General features: G+C 29.9%; 18 protein-coding genes. 6 read left to right on the forward strand and 12 right to left on the reverse strand.

The features are described 5' to 3' along the window. Positions 1 to 4 precede the first annotated feature (4 nt). Positions 5 to 1117: a DNA-processing protein DprA gene (gene dprA / locus WHA43_RS06910; protein ID WP_105046359.1), complete on the reverse strand. Its 1113-nt coding sequence runs from the start codon at positions 1115 to 1117 to the stop codon at positions 5 to 7. A 93-nt stretch (positions 1118 to 1210) separates the two neighbouring features. Here dprA and WHA43_RS06915 point away from each other — a divergent pair, with 93 nt between their 5' ends. The 3 genes from WHA43_RS06915 to WHA43_RS06925 all read left to right on the forward strand — a co-directional run bounded on the left by WHA43_RS06915 (position 1211) and on the right by WHA43_RS06925 (position 3253). After that, positions 1211 to 2116 carry an SPOR domain-containing protein gene (locus WHA43_RS06915; RefSeq protein ID WP_105046360.1) on the forward strand — a complete coding sequence of 302 codons (906 nt, stop codon included), beginning with the start codon at positions 1211 to 1213 and terminating at the stop codon, positions 2114 to 2116. Between the two features lie 42 nt (positions 2117 to 2158). Further along, the gene (locus tag WHA43_RS06920; protein ID WP_105046361.1) at positions 2159 to 2668 is read left to right on the forward strand and encodes an acyl-CoA thioesterase; all 510 of its coding nucleotides are present in this window, start codon (positions 2159 to 2161) and stop codon (positions 2666 to 2668) included. 75 nt (positions 2669 to 2743) lie between these two features. Continuing rightward, positions 2744 to 3253, forward strand: coding sequence for a mechanosensitive ion channel domain-containing protein (locus WHA43_RS06925; RefSeq protein ID WP_105046362.1), 510 nt, complete (start codon positions 2744 to 2746; stop codon positions 3251 to 3253). 6 nt (positions 3254 to 3259) lie between these two features. Here WHA43_RS06925 and WHA43_RS06930 read toward each other — a convergent pair whose 3' ends face one another. The 4 genes from WHA43_RS06930 to WHA43_RS06945 are packed head-to-tail and all read right to left on the reverse strand — an operon-like array spanning position 3260 to position 7254. Then, entirely contained in the window at positions 3260 to 4483 is a 1224-nt protein-coding gene (locus tag WHA43_RS06930) for a murein hydrolase activator EnvC family protein (RefSeq protein WP_105046363.1), read from the reverse strand. Next, a complete protein-coding gene (locus tag WHA43_RS06935; protein ID WP_105046364.1) occupies positions 4483 to 5253 on the reverse strand; it encodes a DUF4292 domain-containing protein in 771 nt (256 codons plus the stop codon). The genes WHA43_RS06930 and WHA43_RS06935 overlap by 1 nt, the downstream gene beginning before the upstream one ends. Position 5254: 1 nt before the next feature. Next, the gene (locus tag WHA43_RS06940; protein ID WP_105046365.1) at positions 5255 to 6235 is read right to left on the reverse strand and encodes a tetratricopeptide repeat protein; all 981 of its coding nucleotides are present in this window, start codon (positions 6233 to 6235) and stop codon (positions 5255 to 5257) included. Positions 6236 to 6237: 2 nt separating this feature from the next. Beyond that, the gene (locus WHA43_RS06945; protein WP_105046366.1) at positions 6238 to 7254 is read right to left on the reverse strand and encodes a sugar phosphate nucleotidyltransferase; all 1017 of its coding nucleotides are present in this window, start codon (positions 7252 to 7254) and stop codon (positions 6238 to 6240) included. Between the two features lie 205 nt (positions 7255 to 7459). Between WHA43_RS06945 and WHA43_RS06950 the strand changes: the two genes are divergently transcribed. Further along, the gene (locus tag WHA43_RS06950) at positions 7460 to 9316 is read left to right on the forward strand and encodes an ABC-F family ATP-binding cassette domain-containing protein (protein ID WP_105046367.1); all 1857 of its coding nucleotides are present in this window, start codon (positions 7460 to 7462) and stop codon (positions 9314 to 9316) included. 23 nt (positions 9317 to 9339) lie between these two features. Here the strand turns inward: WHA43_RS06950 and WHA43_RS06955 are convergent, their stop codons facing one another. The 3 genes from WHA43_RS06955 to WHA43_RS06965 form a co-directional block, all read right to left on the reverse strand. After that, complete coding sequence (locus tag WHA43_RS06955; RefSeq protein ID WP_105046368.1) at positions 9340 to 10800, reverse strand: SLC13 family permease; 1461 nt, start codon at positions 10798 to 10800, stop codon at positions 9340 to 9342. Positions 10801 to 10878: 78 nt separating this feature from the next. Continuing rightward, positions 10879 to 11595 carry a 3'-5' exonuclease gene (locus WHA43_RS06960; protein ID WP_105046369.1) on the reverse strand — a complete coding sequence of 239 codons (717 nt, stop codon included), beginning with the start codon at positions 11593 to 11595 and terminating at the stop codon, positions 10879 to 10881. An 85-nt stretch (positions 11596 to 11680) separates the two neighbouring features. Next, complete coding sequence (locus WHA43_RS06965) at positions 11681 to 13351, reverse strand: lamin tail domain-containing protein (RefSeq protein ID WP_105046370.1); 1671 nt, start codon at positions 13349 to 13351, stop codon at positions 11681 to 11683. 243 nt (positions 13352 to 13594) lie between these two features. Here WHA43_RS06965 and WHA43_RS06970 point away from each other — a divergent pair, with 243 nt between their 5' ends. Beyond that, entirely contained in the window at positions 13595 to 14296 is a 702-nt protein-coding gene (locus WHA43_RS06970) for a response regulator transcription factor (RefSeq protein WP_105046371.1), read from the forward strand. Positions 14297 to 14306: 10 nt separating this feature from the next. Then, positions 14307 to 15347 (forward strand): sensor histidine kinase, encoded by a 1041-nt coding sequence (locus tag WHA43_RS06975; RefSeq protein ID WP_105046372.1) that lies wholly within the window; start codon positions 14307 to 14309, stop codon positions 15345 to 15347. 7 nt (positions 15348 to 15354) lie between these two features. On the opposite strand, the gene purD is transcribed toward WHA43_RS06975, so the two are convergent. Genes purD through WHA43_RS06995 form a run of 4 tightly spaced genes read right to left on the reverse strand, consistent with a single transcriptional unit; the run spans position 15355 to position 20045 of the window. Then, complete coding sequence (gene purD, locus WHA43_RS06980; RefSeq protein WP_105046373.1) at positions 15355 to 16629, reverse strand: phosphoribosylamine--glycine ligase; 1275 nt, start codon at positions 16627 to 16629, stop codon at positions 15355 to 15357. A gap of 49 nt (positions 16630 to 16678) precedes the next feature. Beyond that, positions 16679 to 17452, reverse strand: a complete 774-nt coding sequence (locus WHA43_RS06985) for a glycosyltransferase family 2 protein (RefSeq protein ID WP_105046374.1) — start codon at positions 17450 to 17452, stop codon at positions 16679 to 16681. A gap of 2 nt (positions 17453 to 17454) precedes the next feature. Next, on the reverse strand, positions 17455 to 18816 hold the full coding sequence (locus WHA43_RS06990; RefSeq protein ID WP_170039559.1) for an exopolysaccharide biosynthesis polyprenyl glycosylphosphotransferase: 1362 nt from the start codon (positions 18814 to 18816) through the stop codon (positions 17455 to 17457). After that, entirely contained in the window at positions 18816 to 20045 is a 1230-nt protein-coding gene (locus WHA43_RS06995; protein ID WP_105046375.1) for a WcaI family glycosyltransferase, read from the reverse strand. The genes WHA43_RS06990 and WHA43_RS06995 overlap by 1 nt, the downstream gene beginning before the upstream one ends. Between the last annotated feature and the right edge of the window lie 27 nt (positions 20046 to 20072).

Raw genomic sequence — 20072 nt, forward strand, 5'->3', positions numbered from 1 at the left:
TGTTTTACAATAAAAATTGTAATTCAAACATCTTTCCTGGCAAAGGTTTTGTAATTCCTTTGAGCTCCATTTGCAATAAAATGGACGATAATTGATACATAGGTATGTTACAATCCAATGAAATTTCATCTAACAATTGTTTTCCATGCGTTTTTAAATGATTGTAAATGATTTGTTCTTGATCTGTTAACGTGATAAAGAGTTCTTGTTGAATTGCTTTTTGGGGTGTTGAAACGATATCCCAATTGAGCATTTTTACAATATCACTACTAGATGTTAGCAATACTGCTTGATTATTTTTTATCAAATTGTTACATCCTTTACTATACAAATCAGTGGTTCTTCCTGGCAATGCAAACACTTCTCTATCGTACGAATTGGCAATATCTGCAGTGACTAACGAACCACCTTTTTCAGCACTTTCTATAATGATGGTTGCTTCTGAAATTCCTGCTACAATGCGATTTCTTTTTAAAAAGTTTTCTCTGAGTGGATTTTCTTCAAACCCAAATTCTGTGTAAAATCCCCCATTTTCCATTACTTGACGCATATACTTTTTATGCACTTTTGGATAAATTTGTTCAAATCCATGAGCCAACACTGCAATGGTTTGTAACCCATTTTTCATGGCTGCTTTGTGCGCGCAAATGTCAACACCGTAAGCAAAACCGCTTACAATTATCGGATTGTAAACCGCTAATTCTTCAATCATTTGTTCGCAAAAATCCTTTCCATACGTACTCATGTTTCTGGTACCTACAATAGAGAGTATTTTATTATTTTGTAAATTGATATTGCCGTCTTTGAATAATAAAATAGGACTATCAATACATTGATGTAGGTTTTGAGGATATGCATCATCTAAAAAATAAATAGCTTCATAGTTATTTTGTTCTAGAAAAGCCAACTCTTGCTCAGCCAATTTAGTATTTTCTTTGTCGAACAAATGTTGAATTGCAAAACTTCCAATTCCATGTATTTTTTGAAGTTTAGAGGGTTTCTCTCTAAAAATTTGTTCAACATCACCTACTGCAACAATGAGTTTTTTTGCTAAAATATCGCCAATTGCTTTGCTTTTTTGGAGTCGCAAAATGGCTAGTAATTTTTCATTTTTCAAGACATTCCATTTTATCGAACAAGATATAGAATTTTGTTGATAAATTTTTATTGATTTTCTTCCATAAAAAATCAAAAAAACTATATTTGTTTTATGAATTTAGTAACTTACATCAAAGATTTATTATACAGATACGATTGCGTAATTGTTCCTGATTTTGGTGGTTTTGTAACCAAAAGAGTTAGTGCAAAAATCAATGAAAATACGCATCAGTTTTTTCCGCCATCAAAACAACTTTCTTTCAATAGAAATTTAAACAATAATGATGGTTTATTGGCAAATTATATTGCCTCTGTTGAAAATATTTCTTTCGAGAAAGCATCCAATGCAATTGCTTTGTCTGTTATTAAATGGCAAAATGAAATTCAAACAAAACCTATTGATTTAGAAGGAATTGGAGTTTTAAAATTGAATGAAAATCGTCAGATAATTTTTGAACCTACAGTTCAAGTGAATTTTTTAACTGATGCTTTCGGATTGAACTCTTTTGAGGCATTAACTATAGAAAGACATCAAAAAGAAGTTAAAAAATTCATTCCACAAACAACTGTAAAAAATAAAAAAGGCATTCCGCCTTTTATAAAATACGCTGCTTCTGCTGCAATTTTAGTGGCATTAGGCGTTTCTTTGTATTCAAATTACGAAGCTACTGTTCAAAAAGAAGTATTTGCTAAACAACAAAAAGCTTTAGAAAAGAAAATTCAAACAGCCACTTTTGTAATATCAAACCCATTACCAACCATTGATTTGACTGTTGCTAAAGAACTTCCAAAACCATATCATGTAGTAGCAGGTGCTTTTCAAATACCAGAAAATGCTGAAAGAAAAGTGGCTCAATTAAAAGCAGAAGGCCATGATGCATCTATTATTGGTGTTAATAAATGGGGATTAACTCAGGTAGTTTTTGCCAGTTTTTCTGATAAAAATGACGCCACCAATTATTTATACAAAATTCAAAAATCCACTTCAAAAGACGCTTGGTTACTGATTAAAAACTAGTTTTTTAATGCGTTGATACGTATCTTTGCAGAAATTTTTTTAATGGACGCAAAAACACCAAACGATTCTTTGACAATTCTTACGGATTTAGTATTACCAGGAGAAACCAACTATTTAGACAACCTTTTTGGAGGTGAATTATTGGCGAGAATGGATAGAGCTTGTAGTATTGCAGCAAGACGTCATTCAAGAAGAATCGTGGTTACAGCCTCTGTAAATCATGTAGCGTTTAACAAATCTGTTCCTGTTGGAAGTGTGGTTATTTTAGAGGCAAAAGTTTCTAGAGCTTTTAAAACTTCGATGGAAATTTATGTAGATGTTTGGATTGAAGACCGTCAATCAGGACAAAAAACTAAAGTAAACGAGGGAATTTATACGTTTGTTGCTGTAGACGAAACAGGAAAACCTGTTCAAATCCCTCAAATTATTCCAGAAACTGAACTAGAAAAAGAACGATTTGATGGTGCTTTGCGAAGAAAGCAACTCAGTTTAATATTAGCAGGAAAATTAAAACCTAGTGAAGCAACTGAACTTAAGGCATTGTTTTTATAAAAAAAATTTCGATGAACAAATGGCTTTGAAAAAAAGCTTCATATATAGAAATAGCATATTTTTAAATTTTATCCTATGAAAGAAATCCAAGAATTTTTTGTCAATTTTAGAACTATTGAATCGATCATTGTGATTGCTTTAGGAACATTATTACGAATTTTTGCAACAAAATCACTCACCAATGTTCGAAAAAAATTTGGATTTCAAAAAAACAGAGTAGTTCTAATCAATAAAATAATCACCCTTTTAATTTACGCCTCTGTTATCGTTATCATTTCTTTTATTTGGGGTGTAGATGAAAAAGAATTGTTTTTATTTGTTTCATCATTTTTAACCATTTTAGGAATTGCTTTTTTTGCTCAATGGTCTATTTTATCAAATATTACAGCAGGATTGATACTTTTTGTAAATTATCCTGTAAAAATCGGTGACACCATTACCATTTTAGAAAAAGACAACAATGTTAGTGGTGAAATTAAAGATATTGGGGCTTTTTTCATTACACTCAAAACCGAAGAAAATGAATTTGTAACCATTCCAAATTCAATTATTTTACAAAAAAACATCAAATTTCAATCGAAATAAGAAGCATTACCTTGGTAAAATCCATTCAGAAGGATTCAATCGAGTGGTATTTTTAAACACTACAAATATAAGTGTTGTTTTGTTAGATAGCCTGTCTGTAAAAATCTGCCCTATTCGTTGACCAGTAACTACTTTATCCCCTTTTTTCACTAACAAATTTTCTAGATTATTGTATGAAGTTATAAAATTTCCATGTCTTATCAATACATTTTTCACACCTCCTGTACCTACTAAAACATTCATCACTTCTCCGTTAAAAATGGCATTCGCATAACTTCCATTGCTTGTAACAATGTGTAATCCTGGGCTTGAAATGGTAATTCCAGGAAATGTTGGATGAGGTTGATCACCAAATTTACGCACTACAATGCCCTCTTTTACTGGCCAAGGCAATCTTCCTTTATTACTGATAAATTCGTTTGCCAATGCTTTTGCTTCGGGCGTTAAAAAAAACTCATCTTTGGTCGTTTTAACATCCTTTTTTACAATCTTTCTATTGGCTCTTTCAATTTCTTCTTTTATTAATTTATCAATTTTAGCTACAATCAATTTCTCATCATTGATTCTTTTTTGAATGTCTCTTTTGTATTGAGATTCTTTCTTTTTGATGATGGCCAAATAGTTTTCTTGCTTTATTTTATCCAACTCCATCTCTTTTTTCTCAGCTTCTTCAGAGGCTAACAACGTTTCTTTTTCCTGTTTTTGAATGCTTAAAGCGTCAAAAAGTTTTTTAACTTCTGTTGATTGAACAATAATTTCTTCTCCTTGTTTTTTTCGAAAAGACGTATATTGCTTCATGTATTCTAGGCGTTTGTAAGCTTGATAAAAATTTTGTGATGACAAAATAAACATCAATCTACTTTGTTGTGATTTACTTCTGTAAGATTTGTAAATCATATCAGCATAATCTGCCTTTAAATCGTTTAATTTTTTGTTTAACCTGTTTAATTCTCTTTGTTTTTCGGTAATCTCTATAGACAATAATAACGATTCTTGTTGGATTGTCGCAATCAATTTATTTCTAACTTCAATTTTTTGTTTGATATCTTTCAAATCATCCATGGCATTTTGTTCCTTTTTTTGCTCATTAAAAAGCAATTTATTGAGCTGCACAATTTCAGCTTGATATTTTTTGCGCTGTTCTTCCAATTGTTTTCTGGTTTGTCCAAAACATGAAAAACCAATCAACAAAAAAAGAAAAAAGAGGAAGTAAACTGATTTTATTTTCATTAGAATTCTATTCTTTTATACCCTTTTGGAATCTCGAAAAGAGGATTGAATGAGGTGTTAAATACAACTGATTTGTATATTAAATCGATATTGGTAACTGTATTTGGCACTTTTGCAATGATTTTAATTTCTTCAGGAAAAAGTGTTTTTTCAATAATGTTATATCCACTATAATTAATATCTAAACGCAAATTTTTAGTTTCATTTACAATGGTTTGACCTTCTAATTTAAAATGTGAAGGGTTGATTTTAAAAAAGATATTGAATAATTCTGATTGTTTTTCAGGCGACAAAACATAAGTATTATTAAAAATTTCGAGTTGTTGCTTTTCCTTTTTTAGGTTTTGTAAAGCTTGTCCTAAAAATAAATTTTGCAATTGTTCAAAATTGATTTCAACACCTAATAATTCTTCTAATAATGAAAAATCACCCTCAAAATAATTTTTTGCAAATGGCGAATAATAACTCACGTAAGTTGGTGTTATTTTCGCCTTAAAAACAGTAATAAATTTGGTGCCTTTGATATGAATTACTTTGTCTTTTTCAATCTGCAAATTCACTGACAAACTTTGATTTATTTTTCCATTATCAAAATTCACTTTTAGTTTTGCATCAATTGTTTTTTTATCAAAATTTGCATCCACATGCTTTTTAGCCACTTTTTTAGCGGAAGTTTCAGAAGCAATTGCAGTCTTATCAACCATATTTTTAGTGGATTTGCAAGAAGTGAATAAAAGTATAAAAATGGCACTATATATAAAAAACCTCATGCTAACTTTTCAAATTGGTTGCTTTTTGTAAATATTTTTTCTCTTCAATGGTGTTTCCTAAACCTTTGTATGCTTTTGCAATTTCAGTATAAAAATCAATTTCCATAGACTCATCAATCACAAAATCCAAGCCATTTTTCAAAGAATTTAGTGCTTTTTGAAACTCATTTTGGTGATTCAATGCTTTGCCATATTGTAAATACACCAAAGGTTGTTCTGGAAAAAGTGTGATGCCTTCTTTGCCAAACTTTAATAAATCATCAAAATTATTCTCTAATTTTTGGAGAATTTTTTCCAAAATTTGATAGGATTTGTCGTTTTCAAATTGAAGTTTTAAACCCTCTAAATCCTCTAATTTCACCTCTTTTACATCTGGAACTTTGGAATTATCCAACCTATTTTTTAAAAAAGAAAACTCAGATGATAATCCTGTTTCTTTTTCTAAGGTTGATAACAAAGCTGCAGCTTCTTTCAATTGATTGTTCATAAAATACAAACGCACCAAATATTCTCGCTCTTTCGGATGAAGAGCTACTATTTTTTCTTGAGTTTTTACTGCTTCTGAAAAATTAGATTCTCGTTCATATATCGTTACCAAATGTTTCAACATCCATAAATTTTCAGGTTCTTTTTGCAAAGCTCTTTGCACGTATTCTCTGGCTAAACTGTAGTTATTGAGCGCAACATAATTTTTTGAAAACTCAAAAAAAACGGCTACTTGATTTTCTATAATTTGGTTACAACTTTCTAAATTTTCAATTGCTTTTTGGTAATTTTCAATGGATTTTTCTGATAATGCCTTGAAAAAAAATTCTTGAAATTTGATTGTTTTTTCTTCTGTTAAATCTTTTTTATCAGGAATACTATCTTGAGAAAATGTATATAAACTACTAAAAAATAAGGATAGAAATAACCCATAAAAAGGCAGCAAAGACACTTTTTTAGCTGTTTTATGATGTTGTATCGCTACTTTTTGATTCATTTTTATGTCAATTCTGTGTAATCTCCAATACTTACTGAGGTAAATTTTCCATTATAAATGGCATGATTCCCAATCATTGCATTGTTTAAATCGGCATTTAAAATGGTTACGTTACTTTGTATTAACGAATTTTCGATAGTTGAATTGTTCACAACGCTATTAGCGCCTAAAGAAACATAAGGTCCTATTTTTGAATTGGTTAAAACCACATTTTTTCCAATAAAACATGGCTGAATAATTTCTGAATTGTTCAAAACAACATCTTCTGAAACCAAATTATTTCCATCTGCATGTTCAAAACCCAATACTTGTTTATTGGTATCAACTGTTGGATCTTTTTTGCCACAATCCATCCAAGCTGATACTTTTCCAGGAATGAATTTTGCGCCTTGCGATTTTAAAGATTCTAATACATTTGTCAATTGATATTCGTTGTTTTCACGCAAATCATTATCGATTAAATATTGAATTTCTTCCAATAGTTTTTCACCACTTTTAAAGAAATAAATTCCAATGATTGCCAAATCAGAGACAAAATCTTTGGGTTTTTCAATAAAATCGGTGATAAATCCGCCTTCTAATTTTACCACACCAAAAGCACTTGGATTGTCTACTTTACTCACCCAAATTGCACCATCAGCATTGGTATCTAAAGTAAAATCAGCTTTAAAAAGAGTATCTGCATACGCCACAACACAAGGACCACTCAAAGATTCTTTTGCACAATAAATTGCATGTGCTGTTCCAAGCGCTTCTTCTTGTACATACACACTTCCTTTTGCGCCTAATTCTGATGCTATTTGTAATAATTTTTGTTCAGTATCTGCAGGAAAACCTTTTGCTGTTGGACCAATAATAAATGCAATTTCATCAATTTTTTGATTGATAACACCTGTGATATCTTCTACCAAACGTTGTACAATTGGTTTGCCAGCAATAACAGTTAGTGGTTTTGGAACAGTCAACGTATGAGGTCTTAAACGCGAACCAATTCCTGCCATAGGAACTATAATTTTCATATTTTAAAATTTCAAATTTTGATGCAAGATACTATTAATTGAGTGATACAAAAAATACTTTTTAGAGACAAATTCATCAAAAAAAGTTGAACCTCAAAGAGGCAAATTTTTCGCTAAGTTTACAAAGTTTCAAAAACAAAAACACATCGAGTGTTTACGATTTATGCGCTCAATTTTTCGTTTCTTTGCAAAAATTTTATAAAAAGTGAATTATTTATCAGTAGAAAATATCTCGAAATCGTATGGAGAACGTGTATTGTTTGAAGACATTTCGTTTGGCATCAATAAAGACCAAAAAGTAGCTTTCGTAGCAAAAAATGGCAGTGGAAAAACGTCCATTTTAAATATGATTGCTGGTTTAGACACTCCTGATACTGGTCAAATTATCCGTAGAAAAGAAATTTCTGTGGCATATTTATCACAAAATGATGTGTTAAATCCTGATTTAACAATTGAAGAAACGATTTTTGCGACCGAAAATAAAATACTTTCTATTGTAAATCAATATGAAAAAGCGCTGAAAAATTTAGATGATTCAGAGGCTTATCAAAAAGCTTTTGAGTTGATGGAGCAATACAATGCTTGGGATTTTGAAACGCAATACACACAAATTTTATCAAAATTAAAAATTGACGATTTAAGTCAGAAAGTTTCTTCTCTTTCTGGAGGACAAAAAAAGCGTGTTTCATTGGCAATTGTGTTGATTCACAAACCTGATTTTTTGATTTTAGATGAGCCAACAAATCATTTAGATTTAGAAATGATTGAATGGTTGGAAGCGTATTTTGCAAAAGAAAAAATCACCCTTTTTATGGTAACTCACGACCGTTATTTTTTAGAGCGTGTTTGTAATGAAATCATAGAATTGGATGAAGGAAACATTTATAAATACAAAGGAAATTATTCTTATTATCTTGAGAAAAAAGAAGAACGCATTCAATTAGAGCAAGTTACCACAGAAAAAGCAAAAAACTTATTCAAAAAAGAGTTGGAGTGGATGCGCAGACAGCCTAAAGCACGAACTACCAAATCTAAATCGCGTATTGATGATTTTTATCAAATCAAAGAAAAAGCGCAACAACGAAGAACAGAGCATAAAGTGCAGTTGGAAATCAATATGGAGCGTTTGGGAAGTAAAATTTTGGAGCTGCATAAATTGAAAAAATCGTATGGAGAAAAGAAAATTTTAGACGGTTTTGATTATGTTTTTAAACGTGGAGAACGCATTGGAATTATTGGAAAAAATGGGACAGGAAAATCGTCCTTTTTAAATATCATTACTGAAAAAAATCCTTTAGATGCAGGTACAGTTTCTATTGGTGAAACCATCAAATTTGGCTATTACACACAATCAGGAATTACGATCAAAGAAGGGCAAAAAGTAATTGAAGTCATCAAAGAATTTGGGGATTATATTCCTTTAAACAAAGGTCAAAAAATATCAGCATCACAATTGTTAGAACGTTTTTTATTCGACAAAAAAAAGCAATACGATTTTGTTGAAAAACTATCAGGAGGTGAACAAAAAAGACTGTATTTGTGTGCAGTTTTGATACAAAATCCGAATTTTTTGATTTTGGATGAACCAACAAACGATTTGGATGTTGTCACCTTAAATGTCCTGGAAAATTTCTTGTTAGATTATCCAGGAAATTTGTTGGTAGTTTCGCACGATCGTTATTTTATGGACAAAATTGTGGATGCTCTTTTTGTATTTCGTGGTGAAGGAGTTGTAGAAACTTTTCCAGGAAATTACTCCGATTTTAGAGCCTATGAAGATTCAACTCCGAAAGAAAAAATCGAGAAAATTGTCATTGAAAAAACAGCAAGTGAGCCCTCAAAAAATAGTTTGAGTTTTCAAGAAAAACGAGAATTTGGTGCTTTAGAAGCCGAAATTGACCGTCTTCAAAACAGAAAATTGACCATAGAAAATCAGTTTTTGAATGTTGAAATTTCCACTGATGAAATTCAAAAAAAATCAGAAGAACTGCAAGAAATCATTACTTCTTTAGAGGAGAAAGAAGAACGTTGGTTGGAACTTTCTATGAAATTAGAGGACTAGAATTTAAAATTCAAGATTCAGGATTATTTTTTTAGTGCAGTAATTTCTGGTAAATCCCAAATGATTGGTAGTAAAAAGTAAACAAAAAAAGTTACTAAAAAAATCGAAATAATGTTTAGGACAAACCCTTTCCTAACCATATCTTCAATTTTTAAATATCCTGAACCAAAAACTACTGCATTTGGAGGCGTTGCAACTGGCAACATAAATGCACAAGAAGCTGCCAAAGTTGCTCCAACTAACAAATAAAACGGATGTAATCCTAAAGCTGCTGCTAATGAAACCAAAACAGGCAATAACATGGCTGTTGTTGCTAAATTAGACGTGATTTCGGTTAAAAAATTCACAGAAGCTACCAAAATTAACAAAAGTGTAAATAATGAAACTGCCTCTAGAGAAGTCATTTGTTTGCCAATCCAAATTGCCAAACCACTAGTTTCAAATCCCAAAGCCAAAGCCATTCCACCACCAAAAAGCAATACAATTCCCCAAGGTAATTTTACAGCATCTTCCCAAGACATTAATTTGATTTCCTTATTTTTTGAAGGAACAATAAATAGCAAAACAGCAAAAAATATGGCAATTATGGTATCATCAATTTTTGGGATGAAATTCTTTAGCAAAAAAGAACGGGTAATCCACGCAAAAGCCGTCAATAAAAAAATTAAAAACACCGCTTTTTCTTCATAAGAAATGGGTCCTAATTCTTTCAATTGCTTTTTGATTTCTTGTCTTCCACCAGGAAATTCTTTTTGTTTGAATTGAAAAGCAACACGTGTTAAATATATCCAACACAAAAATAAAAGGATGATTGCGATGGGAAATCCGAATGAAAACCATTGAGCAAAAGATATTTCAATTCCGTAAGTTTGTTTGATAATTCCTGCTAATACCAAATTTGGAGGCGTTCCAATCAACGTTGAAATTCCGCCAATAGACGCACTATAGGCGATTGCCAACATCAACGCTTTTCCAAAAATGATATTTTCATTTTCGATGGTTGCAGGATTGTCTCTCAATTGCGATACAATTGCCATTCCAACTGGTAAAATCATCACTGCAGAAGCTGTATTTGAAATCCACATGGATAAAAAGGCAGTAGCAATCATAAATCCCAAGATGATGAATTGCACGTTCGTTCCTACAATTTTGATAATTGTTAACGCAATTCGTTTGTGCAATTTCCATTTTTCGATAGCGATTGCTAAAATAAATCCGCCAATGTATAAGAAAACATACATATGTCCGTATGAAGCTGTGGTTTCTGACAAACTCAAACCGTCTGTTAATGGAAATAAAATGATGGGTAACAAAGCAGTTGCTGCGATCGGAATTGCTTCTGTAATCCACCAAATGGCAATCCAAATTGTACCCGCTAAAATGGCATTTGCCTCTGATGACAATCCTTTAGGATGAAAAAAATAGCTCACCAATAGAAAACCGATTGGACCAAGCAATAAACCAATATTTTTTTTTGAGAACATGGAAAATAAAAATTAATACTATTAACAGTTTACAATTGATCCTTTTTCAAAACTCCTCAAAAATAGGTTATTTCAGCATTACACCTTCACAATTTGATGTTCTTGAAGCAAATTTTCATTGTTGAATCGTAAAATTATTTGAGCCACAGCAATCATATCTTTTTCACAGTAAGAAACAATTCTTTTTAAATTTTTTTCGATATAATACACTTTTGCTACTTCACTGCCATCAATATCATCTTTTGGAGAGGGAATTCCTAAAATTGCGGTTAATAATTTGAGTGATGTATAGTGTTTGTAATCTCCAAAACGCCATAATTCTAAAGTATCTAAATGCGGCACTTCCCAAGGCTTTTTCCCGAATAAATTTAGTTTTTTAGGCAACTCTATTTTATTGATAATCATTCTTCTAGCAATAAAAGGGAAGTCGAATTCTTTGCCATTATGTGCACATAAAACATGTTGCTTTTTGGCAAAATGTTTATCGAGCAATATTTTAAAATCTATTAAAATTTTATACTCATCTTCACCAAAAAAAGAAGTAACTCTGAGTTGTTTTACATTTTCTATTTCGACAAAATAACCCACAGAAATGCAGATTATTTTGCCAAATTCGGCCCAAATTCCAGCTCTTTCATAAAACTCATCAGCAGAAAACTCTTCTTTTCGTTGATACTGGGTCTTTTTTTCAAATAATTCTTGAATTTCCTCTGATAAATTGCTCCAATCTTGTTGTTGAGGAACTGTTTCAATATCTAAAAATAAAATGTCGTTTAAGGAATAAGTTAGGTTCATAGCAAGTAATTTTTCTTCTTGCTAAAAATAGTAAAAAAAAGCCCTGAAAAATCAGGGCTTATAAATTCATCAAAAAAATATGATTTTATTTGATGATTAACTTTGAAGTTGACATTTTTGAACCTTCAGAAACTTTTAAAATATAAATTCCTGAGGAAATTGTAGCAACATTAATGTCAGATTTTGTTCCTGAAAAAGTTGTTGACAATACTTTTTTACCTAAAACATTAAAAATAGTAACTTCTTTTTTATCAGCACTATTGCTAGTAATTGTAAAGTTGTCACTTATTACTGGATTTGGATAAGTTGCAAAACCTTCGATAATATTGTTTTTAATAACACTCAATACAAATGAATTTGCAGCACCTGGAGTACCTTTATCTCCGCCTGTAATTATTTCTGCAGTGGCAGTTGCCCAATTTATACCATTATCATTATCTGTATGAGAATATTTATTTGTCGCCAATTCCATACTAGCACCACTTGGATCTGGAAAAGTTGCTCCATCATCATAAGTAACTGTATCAAAAACAGACTGACTACACTCGATGGTAACAGTGCTCGTTGAATTTCCTAAAAAAAGAGCAGCATCATATTGATAATCTACAGTTACCCCTCCATTTGAATTAATATCAGCATTTTCGCCTAAAACTAAATAACCGTTTGCAGGTAAAATTAAAGAAGTTGGAATCACATGTTCTACAGGTGAGCCAGTTGATGCAGTTTTAATAATCCAACCTTTTAAATCTATGGGAGTATTTGTTGTATTGTATATTTCAAAATACTCACCAGCATCATCACCTACAAAATTTGGATTTTGCATAATTTCGGTAATTATTACAGCTCCTTGTGCAGGACAAGTTGCGGCTGGTAAACATGTTGGAGCATTGATACTTCTATCAATATCACAACTACTACCTGCTCCTCCTTTAACGTTTACCGTAAAGTTTACAACTTCATTAACCCCTGTAATTATTATAGTTCCAGATTCAACAGAATTTGGATTATCGCCACCTATTGAACCCACATCTGCACTACTTCCATCTTTTGCAGTAATAGTGTATGTAATACCAGTGTTACCACCCGTAAAATCAATAGTTGTTGTGTAAGTATCTACTCCATTTGTATTTGCATCACAAGTAGTGTTAATGGTCGTTAAATTTAAAACACATGGATCTCCAAAAACATTTTCTGCTCTATATGTTGGTATGGCAACTGCATAAGTACCATCATCTTTTCTTTGTATGGAATGATTGTCTTTATTTCCTCCGCCATCTTCATTATACTGTACAGTCTCACCTAAACCACTTAATAACCCAGCATCATCTTGATCATTAGTATCATAGATTAATGCATCAATTAAGTTTGTTGAGGTTACAGCTGTTCCATTTGGAAAATCTCCTGCAGCTGCTTGATATAATGCAACTGCATCTGCACCATTTTGTAAAGTATTATCTGGAATTACAATATCATCTCCTGAGGCTAATCCAGCACTTGCTATCATAAAAAAGCCATTTGCATCTGTTGATTTACCAGACAAATCAATTGTATAATAACTTAAATCATTGCTACCATTATACAAAACAACAATATAGCCTGTTAATGAAGTATTGGGTGTCCATTTTATTTCGATAAATTCAGCAGTATCAGTTCCTGGAGTGTCAGCATCTAATTCATTAATAACAGGATCTTGTGCGAATGCTGAAACTGTAATAAAAAGTAAAGTGAATAAACTTAAAAAGTAATTTTTTTTCATTGAATTTGAATTTAATTGATTAATCTTTCAAAACTACAAATTTTTTTGATGTATGATTCATAAAAATTCGATTAAGAAATTGTTAAGTCCTTAAAAATCAATAAAAATTACTTGTATATCAACCCATTACTTCATATTAAATTATTGTAACCAAAATTATTCAAAATTAAATGATTGTTAACAACAACAATTTCTAAAAGAATTATGAGTAAATTTGAACGATTTCTTATCAATAATAGTTTTATGAATAAAAACGATATTAAAATTCTATTGGTAGATGACGAACCAGATATTTTAGAAATAGTTGGTTATAATCTTAAAAACGAAGGTTACGAAGTTTTTACCGCAGAAAATGGTTTAGAGGCTATAAAAGTCGCAAAAAAACAATTGCCTCATTTGATTTTATTAGACATTATGATGCCAGAAATGGATGGTATTGAAGCTTGTGAAAAAATCAGAAAAATAAAAACCTTAGAAAATGTAATCATTGCATTTTTAACTGCAAGAGGCGAAGATTATTCTCAAGTCGCTGGTTTTGAAGCTGGTGCAGACGATTATATTACCAAACCTATCAAACCAAAAGTATTGATTAGCAAAATCAAATCGTTGTTAAGAAGGCTAAAATCAGACACGATTGAAGAAGAAGATAACTTAAAAATTGGTGATATTGTAATCGATAGAGATGAGTATGTAATTTACAAATCCAATAAAAAAATTGAACTTCCAAGAAAAGAATTTGAATTATTTTCATTACTTACTTCAAAACCAGGAAAAGTTTTTAAAAGAGAAGCTATTTTAGATACAGTTTGGGGAAATGAAGTGGTTGTTGGCGGAAGAACTATTGATGTTCATATTCGTAAACTTCGCGAAAAAATTGGTGATGATTACTTTAAAACCGTAAAAGGAGTTGGTTATAAATTTGTATTAAAAGGTCAAGATAAGTAGTTTTGTAGGTATGAAATTTAAAAAAACCTACGCATATGCATTTTGGTCAGCGTTATATTTAACGTTGCTTTTTGTAATTATTGCAGCTCTTTCTTATTTTTATTTCAGGGATTTTTTAGGTAATTATACCATTTTGGTTGATATATTATTTTTCTTTTTAATTTCCTTTTTTTTCATACAATACAGAGCAGAACATTTTATTTATAGGCGTTTAAAAAAGATTTATAACGATGTTTCTATTTTAGATGAAAAAAAATTAAAAAAAGATTCTACCATTACCGATATTGATAATATATCTAAAAGTATGGAAGAATTTGTAGAAGGTAAAAGGCTAGAAATAAAAAGTTTAACGGAAAGAGATTCTTTTAGAAGAGATTTTTTAGGCAATGTTGCTCATGAGCTAAAAACGCCCCTTTTTACTGTTCAGGGTTATATTTTAACCTTAATGGAAGGCGCTATCAATGACAAGCAAATCCGGATGAAATACTTGGATAGAGCCAATAAAGGTGTTGAAAGATTGGTGGCTGTTATCAAAGATTTAGATATGATTGCCAAACTTGAAACGGAGAGTTTAAAGCTAAATATTGAAGTATTTAACATCTTAGAGCTCATTCAAAATGTGTTTGATTTGTTTGAGATGAAAGCCAAAAAAAGAAATATCTCTTTAAAATTTGATCGTATTTATGAATTCCCAGTTTTTGTTAAAGCTGATGTTGAAAAAATTGAACAAGTATTGATAAATCTTGTTGTAAATTCAATTAAATATGGCAAACCAAATGGCACCACCATTGTTGGTGTGGAAAGTTATAATGATAAAAAATTCATTGTAAAAGTGATTGATAACGGCGAAGGTATTCAAAAACAACATTTATCAAGATTGTTTGAACGCTTTTACAGAGTTGATCAAAGCAGGTCAAGAGAGCAAGGTGGCTCTGGGTTAGGCTTATCAATTGTAAAACACATCTTGGAAGCACATGATGAAAATATCTTGCTAAAAAGCACTTATGGCGAAGGTTCTGAATTTTCTTTTACGGTAGAAAAAGCAAAATAATTAAAACTTACAGTAAGTCAAACCCAATATCTTTTCTGAAATACATTTTATCAAAACAAATGTTATCAATGCTTTTATAGCTTTTTGAAAGTGCTTCATCAATTGTATTTCCAAATGAGGTAATTGCCATTACTCTACCTCCATTTGTAACAACTTTACCATTATTTATTGAAGTTCCTGCATGGAAAACAATCGAATTTTCTACAGATTCAAAACCCGAGATTTCTTTGTTTTTTTCATAATCATTAGGATATCCTCCAGAAACTAACATGACTGTTGTGGCTGTTTTTGAGGAAACTTGGAATGATTTTTCATCCAAAGTTTGATTGGCAACACCTTCAAATAAATCAAACAAATCCGATTCAATTCTTGGAATAACTACCTCTGTTTCAGGATCTCCCATTCTTACATTATATTCAACTACTGATGGATTTCCAGCATCGTTCATCAATCCAATAAAAATAAAACCGCGATAATCAATTCCGTCTTTTTGTAATCCAGCAATTGTTGGTTTTACAACCAAATCCTCTACTTTTTTAATGAAAGTAGTATCAGCAAATGGCACAGGAGAAATTGCTCCCATTCCACCAGTATTTAATCCTGTATCACCTTCACCAATTCGTTTATAATCTTTTGCTGAAGGTAAAATTTTGTACGATTTTCCATCTGTCAAAACAAAAACTGACAATTCAATTCCCTTTAAAAACTCTTCAATAACTACTGTTGATGAGGCTTCACCAAACTTTTGATTAGAAACCATTTCTTCTAATTCTGATTTAGCTTCTTCTAAAGAGTTTAAAATCAAAACGCCCTTTCCTGCAGCTAAACCATCTGCTTTTAAAACATACGGAGGTTGTAGGGTTTCTAAGAATTCAAAGCCTTCAGATAAGTTATTTTTTGTAAATGATTGGTATTTAGCAGTTGGAATTCCGTGCTTTTGCATGAATTGTTTTGAAAAATCTTTACTTCCTTCTAACAAAGCACCGTCTTTTTTTGGCCCAATAACTGGAATGTTTTTCAACTCATCATCTGACAAAAAAAAGTCATGAATACCTGCAACTAAAGGAGCTTCAGGACCAACCACAACCATTTGAATTTGGTTGTCTAAAACTATTTTTTTAACCGCTTTAAAATCAGTTGGATTGATATTTACATTGATTGCTATTTCTTGAGTCCCTGCATTTCCTGGAGCTACAAAAAGTTTAGAAATCCTTTTACTTTCAGATAATTTGTATGCAAAAGCATGTTCTCTTCCTCCTGATCCTAAAATAAGTACATTCATGATTTTTGTTTTGATTTGACTGCAAATATATTTTAAAAAAAGTTGGCAATTAAAATCCCCATTTTAAAAAATATTTTATTGCGGATGAAGTGTGTCTTAAAAACAAATTAAAATCTTTAGATGAGCCTTTTTTTAGCACATGAATAATTTCCTCTTTGGGATAATATAATTTTTGCATATCTAAACGTTCAATTTTTTTACAAATATCAACATCTTCCATATATAAGAAATATCTTTCATCAAAACCTTGTAACCTTAAAAAGTCTTTAGTTTTGTATATATGAAAACAACCAGTAATATATTCTGCAAAAAAAGAAGAATGTAAATCTTTGTCATTATACTTTCCTTTTTCAATATAATTCTTAAAAAAAAACTCTAAAAACTTAAATCTCCTTGCTATCAACTCAAGTATTTTTGGATACCTTCTACATGAAAATTGATGTTTCCCATCTGGAAAAATTACCTTTGGAGCAATCATTGAAACAATTTCGTGCCTATTTAGCTTTTTTATTAAGTTTGGAATTACTTCAGGAAGAAAGCTTACATCAGGGTTTAATATTAAATGATTTTTAGAGAGGTTTTTTATTTTGTTTAAAATAATATTATGACCAGCTCCAAAACCAATATTTTTTCCTACAGCAATATATTCTATATCTATATGATTAAATGAGTTCTTATAATCACTCTTTTCATTATTATCAATCAAAAAAAGCTTTTTTTTTAGAGGAGTGTTTAAAAAACAATGAATGGTATGTGTTAATTCTTCAATGTTTTCTTTGTATAATACTATAGATGCTGAAATATCTATTTTTTTTTCCTCCATTTTTAGTATGCTTTGTCTTGCCCTTTAAAAACATTTAAAACTGTCAGAACAATAATTTTTATATCTAAAAATAAAGACCAATTTTCAATATAAAATATATCTAATCGAACTCTATTTTCTATATCTGATTTTTCTTTTATTTCTCCCCTATATCCAGAAACTTGAGCTAAACCTGTTATTCCAGGTTTTACCGAATTTCTTAATATATAATTCTCTATTTCTAAAAGGTATTTTTCAGTTTGAACATTTATATGAGGTCTTGGACCAACAACACTCATATCTCCTAAAAGAACATTGAAAAATTGAGGTAATTCATCTAAACTTGTCTTTCTTAAAAAAGCACCTACTTTTGTTAATCTATGATCATTTTTTGATGCGGATATTTTATCTGCTAAATCGTTATTCTTCATGGATCTAATTTTATAACAGTAAAACTGCCTTCCCTTAATACCATCTCGTTTTTGTTTGAAAAAAAAATTTCCTCTAGAATCAATTTTTACAACAATCCAAAGTATTGGTAATAACCAAGAAAGAAGGAAAATACATATTATTAAAGAAAATATAATATCAAAAAGTCTTTTAATTATATGAGTTTCAATCTTTTCGAAAGGAAGCTCCTTTGGTTTTATAATTGGCAAAGTACCATAGTATTCTAATGTAAAATCTTTACTATAAATAGCTTTATTTTCAGGAATTAACCTAAACATAATCTTTCTTTTATCACAGAACTTTCTAATTTCATGAATTTTATGAATTGCAAGAGATTCTTCTTCGCAATAGACTTCATCTATTTCGTTTTTTTCTATAAATTCTAAACCTTCTTTTATTGTTCCTATATGTTTATTTAATTTACTCTGCTTATCTGAAAAAAATCCATGAAAACGATATCCAAAATCTTGTCTTTTATTGAATAAGCTTGCTACGCTTTGAGCTGACTTACTTTGTCCAAAAATAACAACTCTTCTATAATTATTTCCAATTTGACGATAGTATTTTAAAAGAAAAAAGGTAAGGAATTTAAAAAGAGTAATGAAAATAATAATAGAAAAAAAAATATTTGATTGTTTACTTACAACATGCCCTTCTTCAAAAATAGAAAAATAAGAGAAAAATGCTAAAGTAAAAATAAAAAACTGAGTAAATAATAATTTAAGTAGAGTTAGTAAATGAGTATATCTATAAACATAATAAAATTTCGTATAGATAGAAATTAATAACCAAAGTAAAGTTAAATAAGCACTGAATTTTAAATTTAAAATCTCAATATCTGAGAATAAATATACAACAGTATTAATAGTCACTAAATCAAATAAAATTATAAGTGGACTTATTAGAATTGAGTATTTTTTTATTTTGGCAAACACTATTTAACTATTAAATTTAAAGTATTTTTGAACTCATTTAAAATCATATCTTTAGAGAAATTTTTTATAACAAACTCTCTAGCACTTTTTCCATAAATTTCTTTTAATTCATAATCTTCTTTAATTTTTTTTACAAAATCTACTACTTGATTGATATCTTTTTCATGAAAATATTTACCTGCATTGGATGAATTTATTATTGTTGCTACTTCAGATTTTAAATTACCTGTTATTATTGATGGTCTTTTACTTGACATCATTGCTAAAATCTTTGATGGCATAACTGTATCTATTACATCATTTTTCTGAAATAAAACATGTAAATCAGCACTGCACAATAAATCAGAAAGTTCAGAATATTTAACTGGGCTATAAAAATAAATATTATTTAAATCTAATAATTTTTCTTCTAACCAAACTCTTTTACTTCCATTACCCACCACAATAACCTCAATATCTTTTAAAGGCTCTAAATATTTTACAAAGTCTATAAAAAATTCCCAATCTTGTTTTTCTCCTATATTTCCTGAATAAAGAATCTTAAACTTTAAAGAACTTAAAAATTTATGCCTTTTAAAGTTATTCGGTTTAATAAAATTAGGATCAACCCAATTTGGTAATAATTTTTGATTTTTATTATTACCAACTTTTTGGCTTAATTTAAAAGTCATTGAATTACTTATAGTGCTTAAAAAATCAGCTGATTTTAATAGTCTTTTTTCTATCCAAAATAAAGTTTTAAATAATATACCAACATTGACTTTATTTTTAATCAAATTAGAATCGGAAACTGCGTCAAATTCAAAATCTTGAATATGAACCCAAAGTTTTGCTCCTTTAACTTTAGACAACATCTTTCCTATTAAAACTGTTCCTATAAAAGGAACTATACAAAGAACTACATCTGCTTTTTTTATTTTAAAACAATTAATTAAAGTTCCAAAAGAAAAATCAATTAAATGAAGAATTCTTTTTGTTAAAATTGGGTTTTTGGGAACATATTGTTTATACCTAAAAATATTTACACCATTAATATTTTCATTTAAAAAAAATTTTCTAAACTTATACTTTTCATTTATTTTCCATGCTGGATAGTATGGAAAACCTGTGACAACAGTTACTTCAAAATCATTATCATTTAAATATTCAGCAAATTGAGTTGTATACAATCCAATTGCAGTATCCTCTGGAAAATAGTTTATTCCTATAATTGTAATCCTCTTTTTCAAAATAGATTGATACTTTTAAATTAAACA

The organism is Polaribacter gangjinensis (assembly GCF_038024125.1).
GTDB classification, from domain to species: Bacteria; Bacteroidota; Bacteroidia; order Flavobacteriales; family Flavobacteriaceae; genus Polaribacter; species Polaribacter gangjinensis.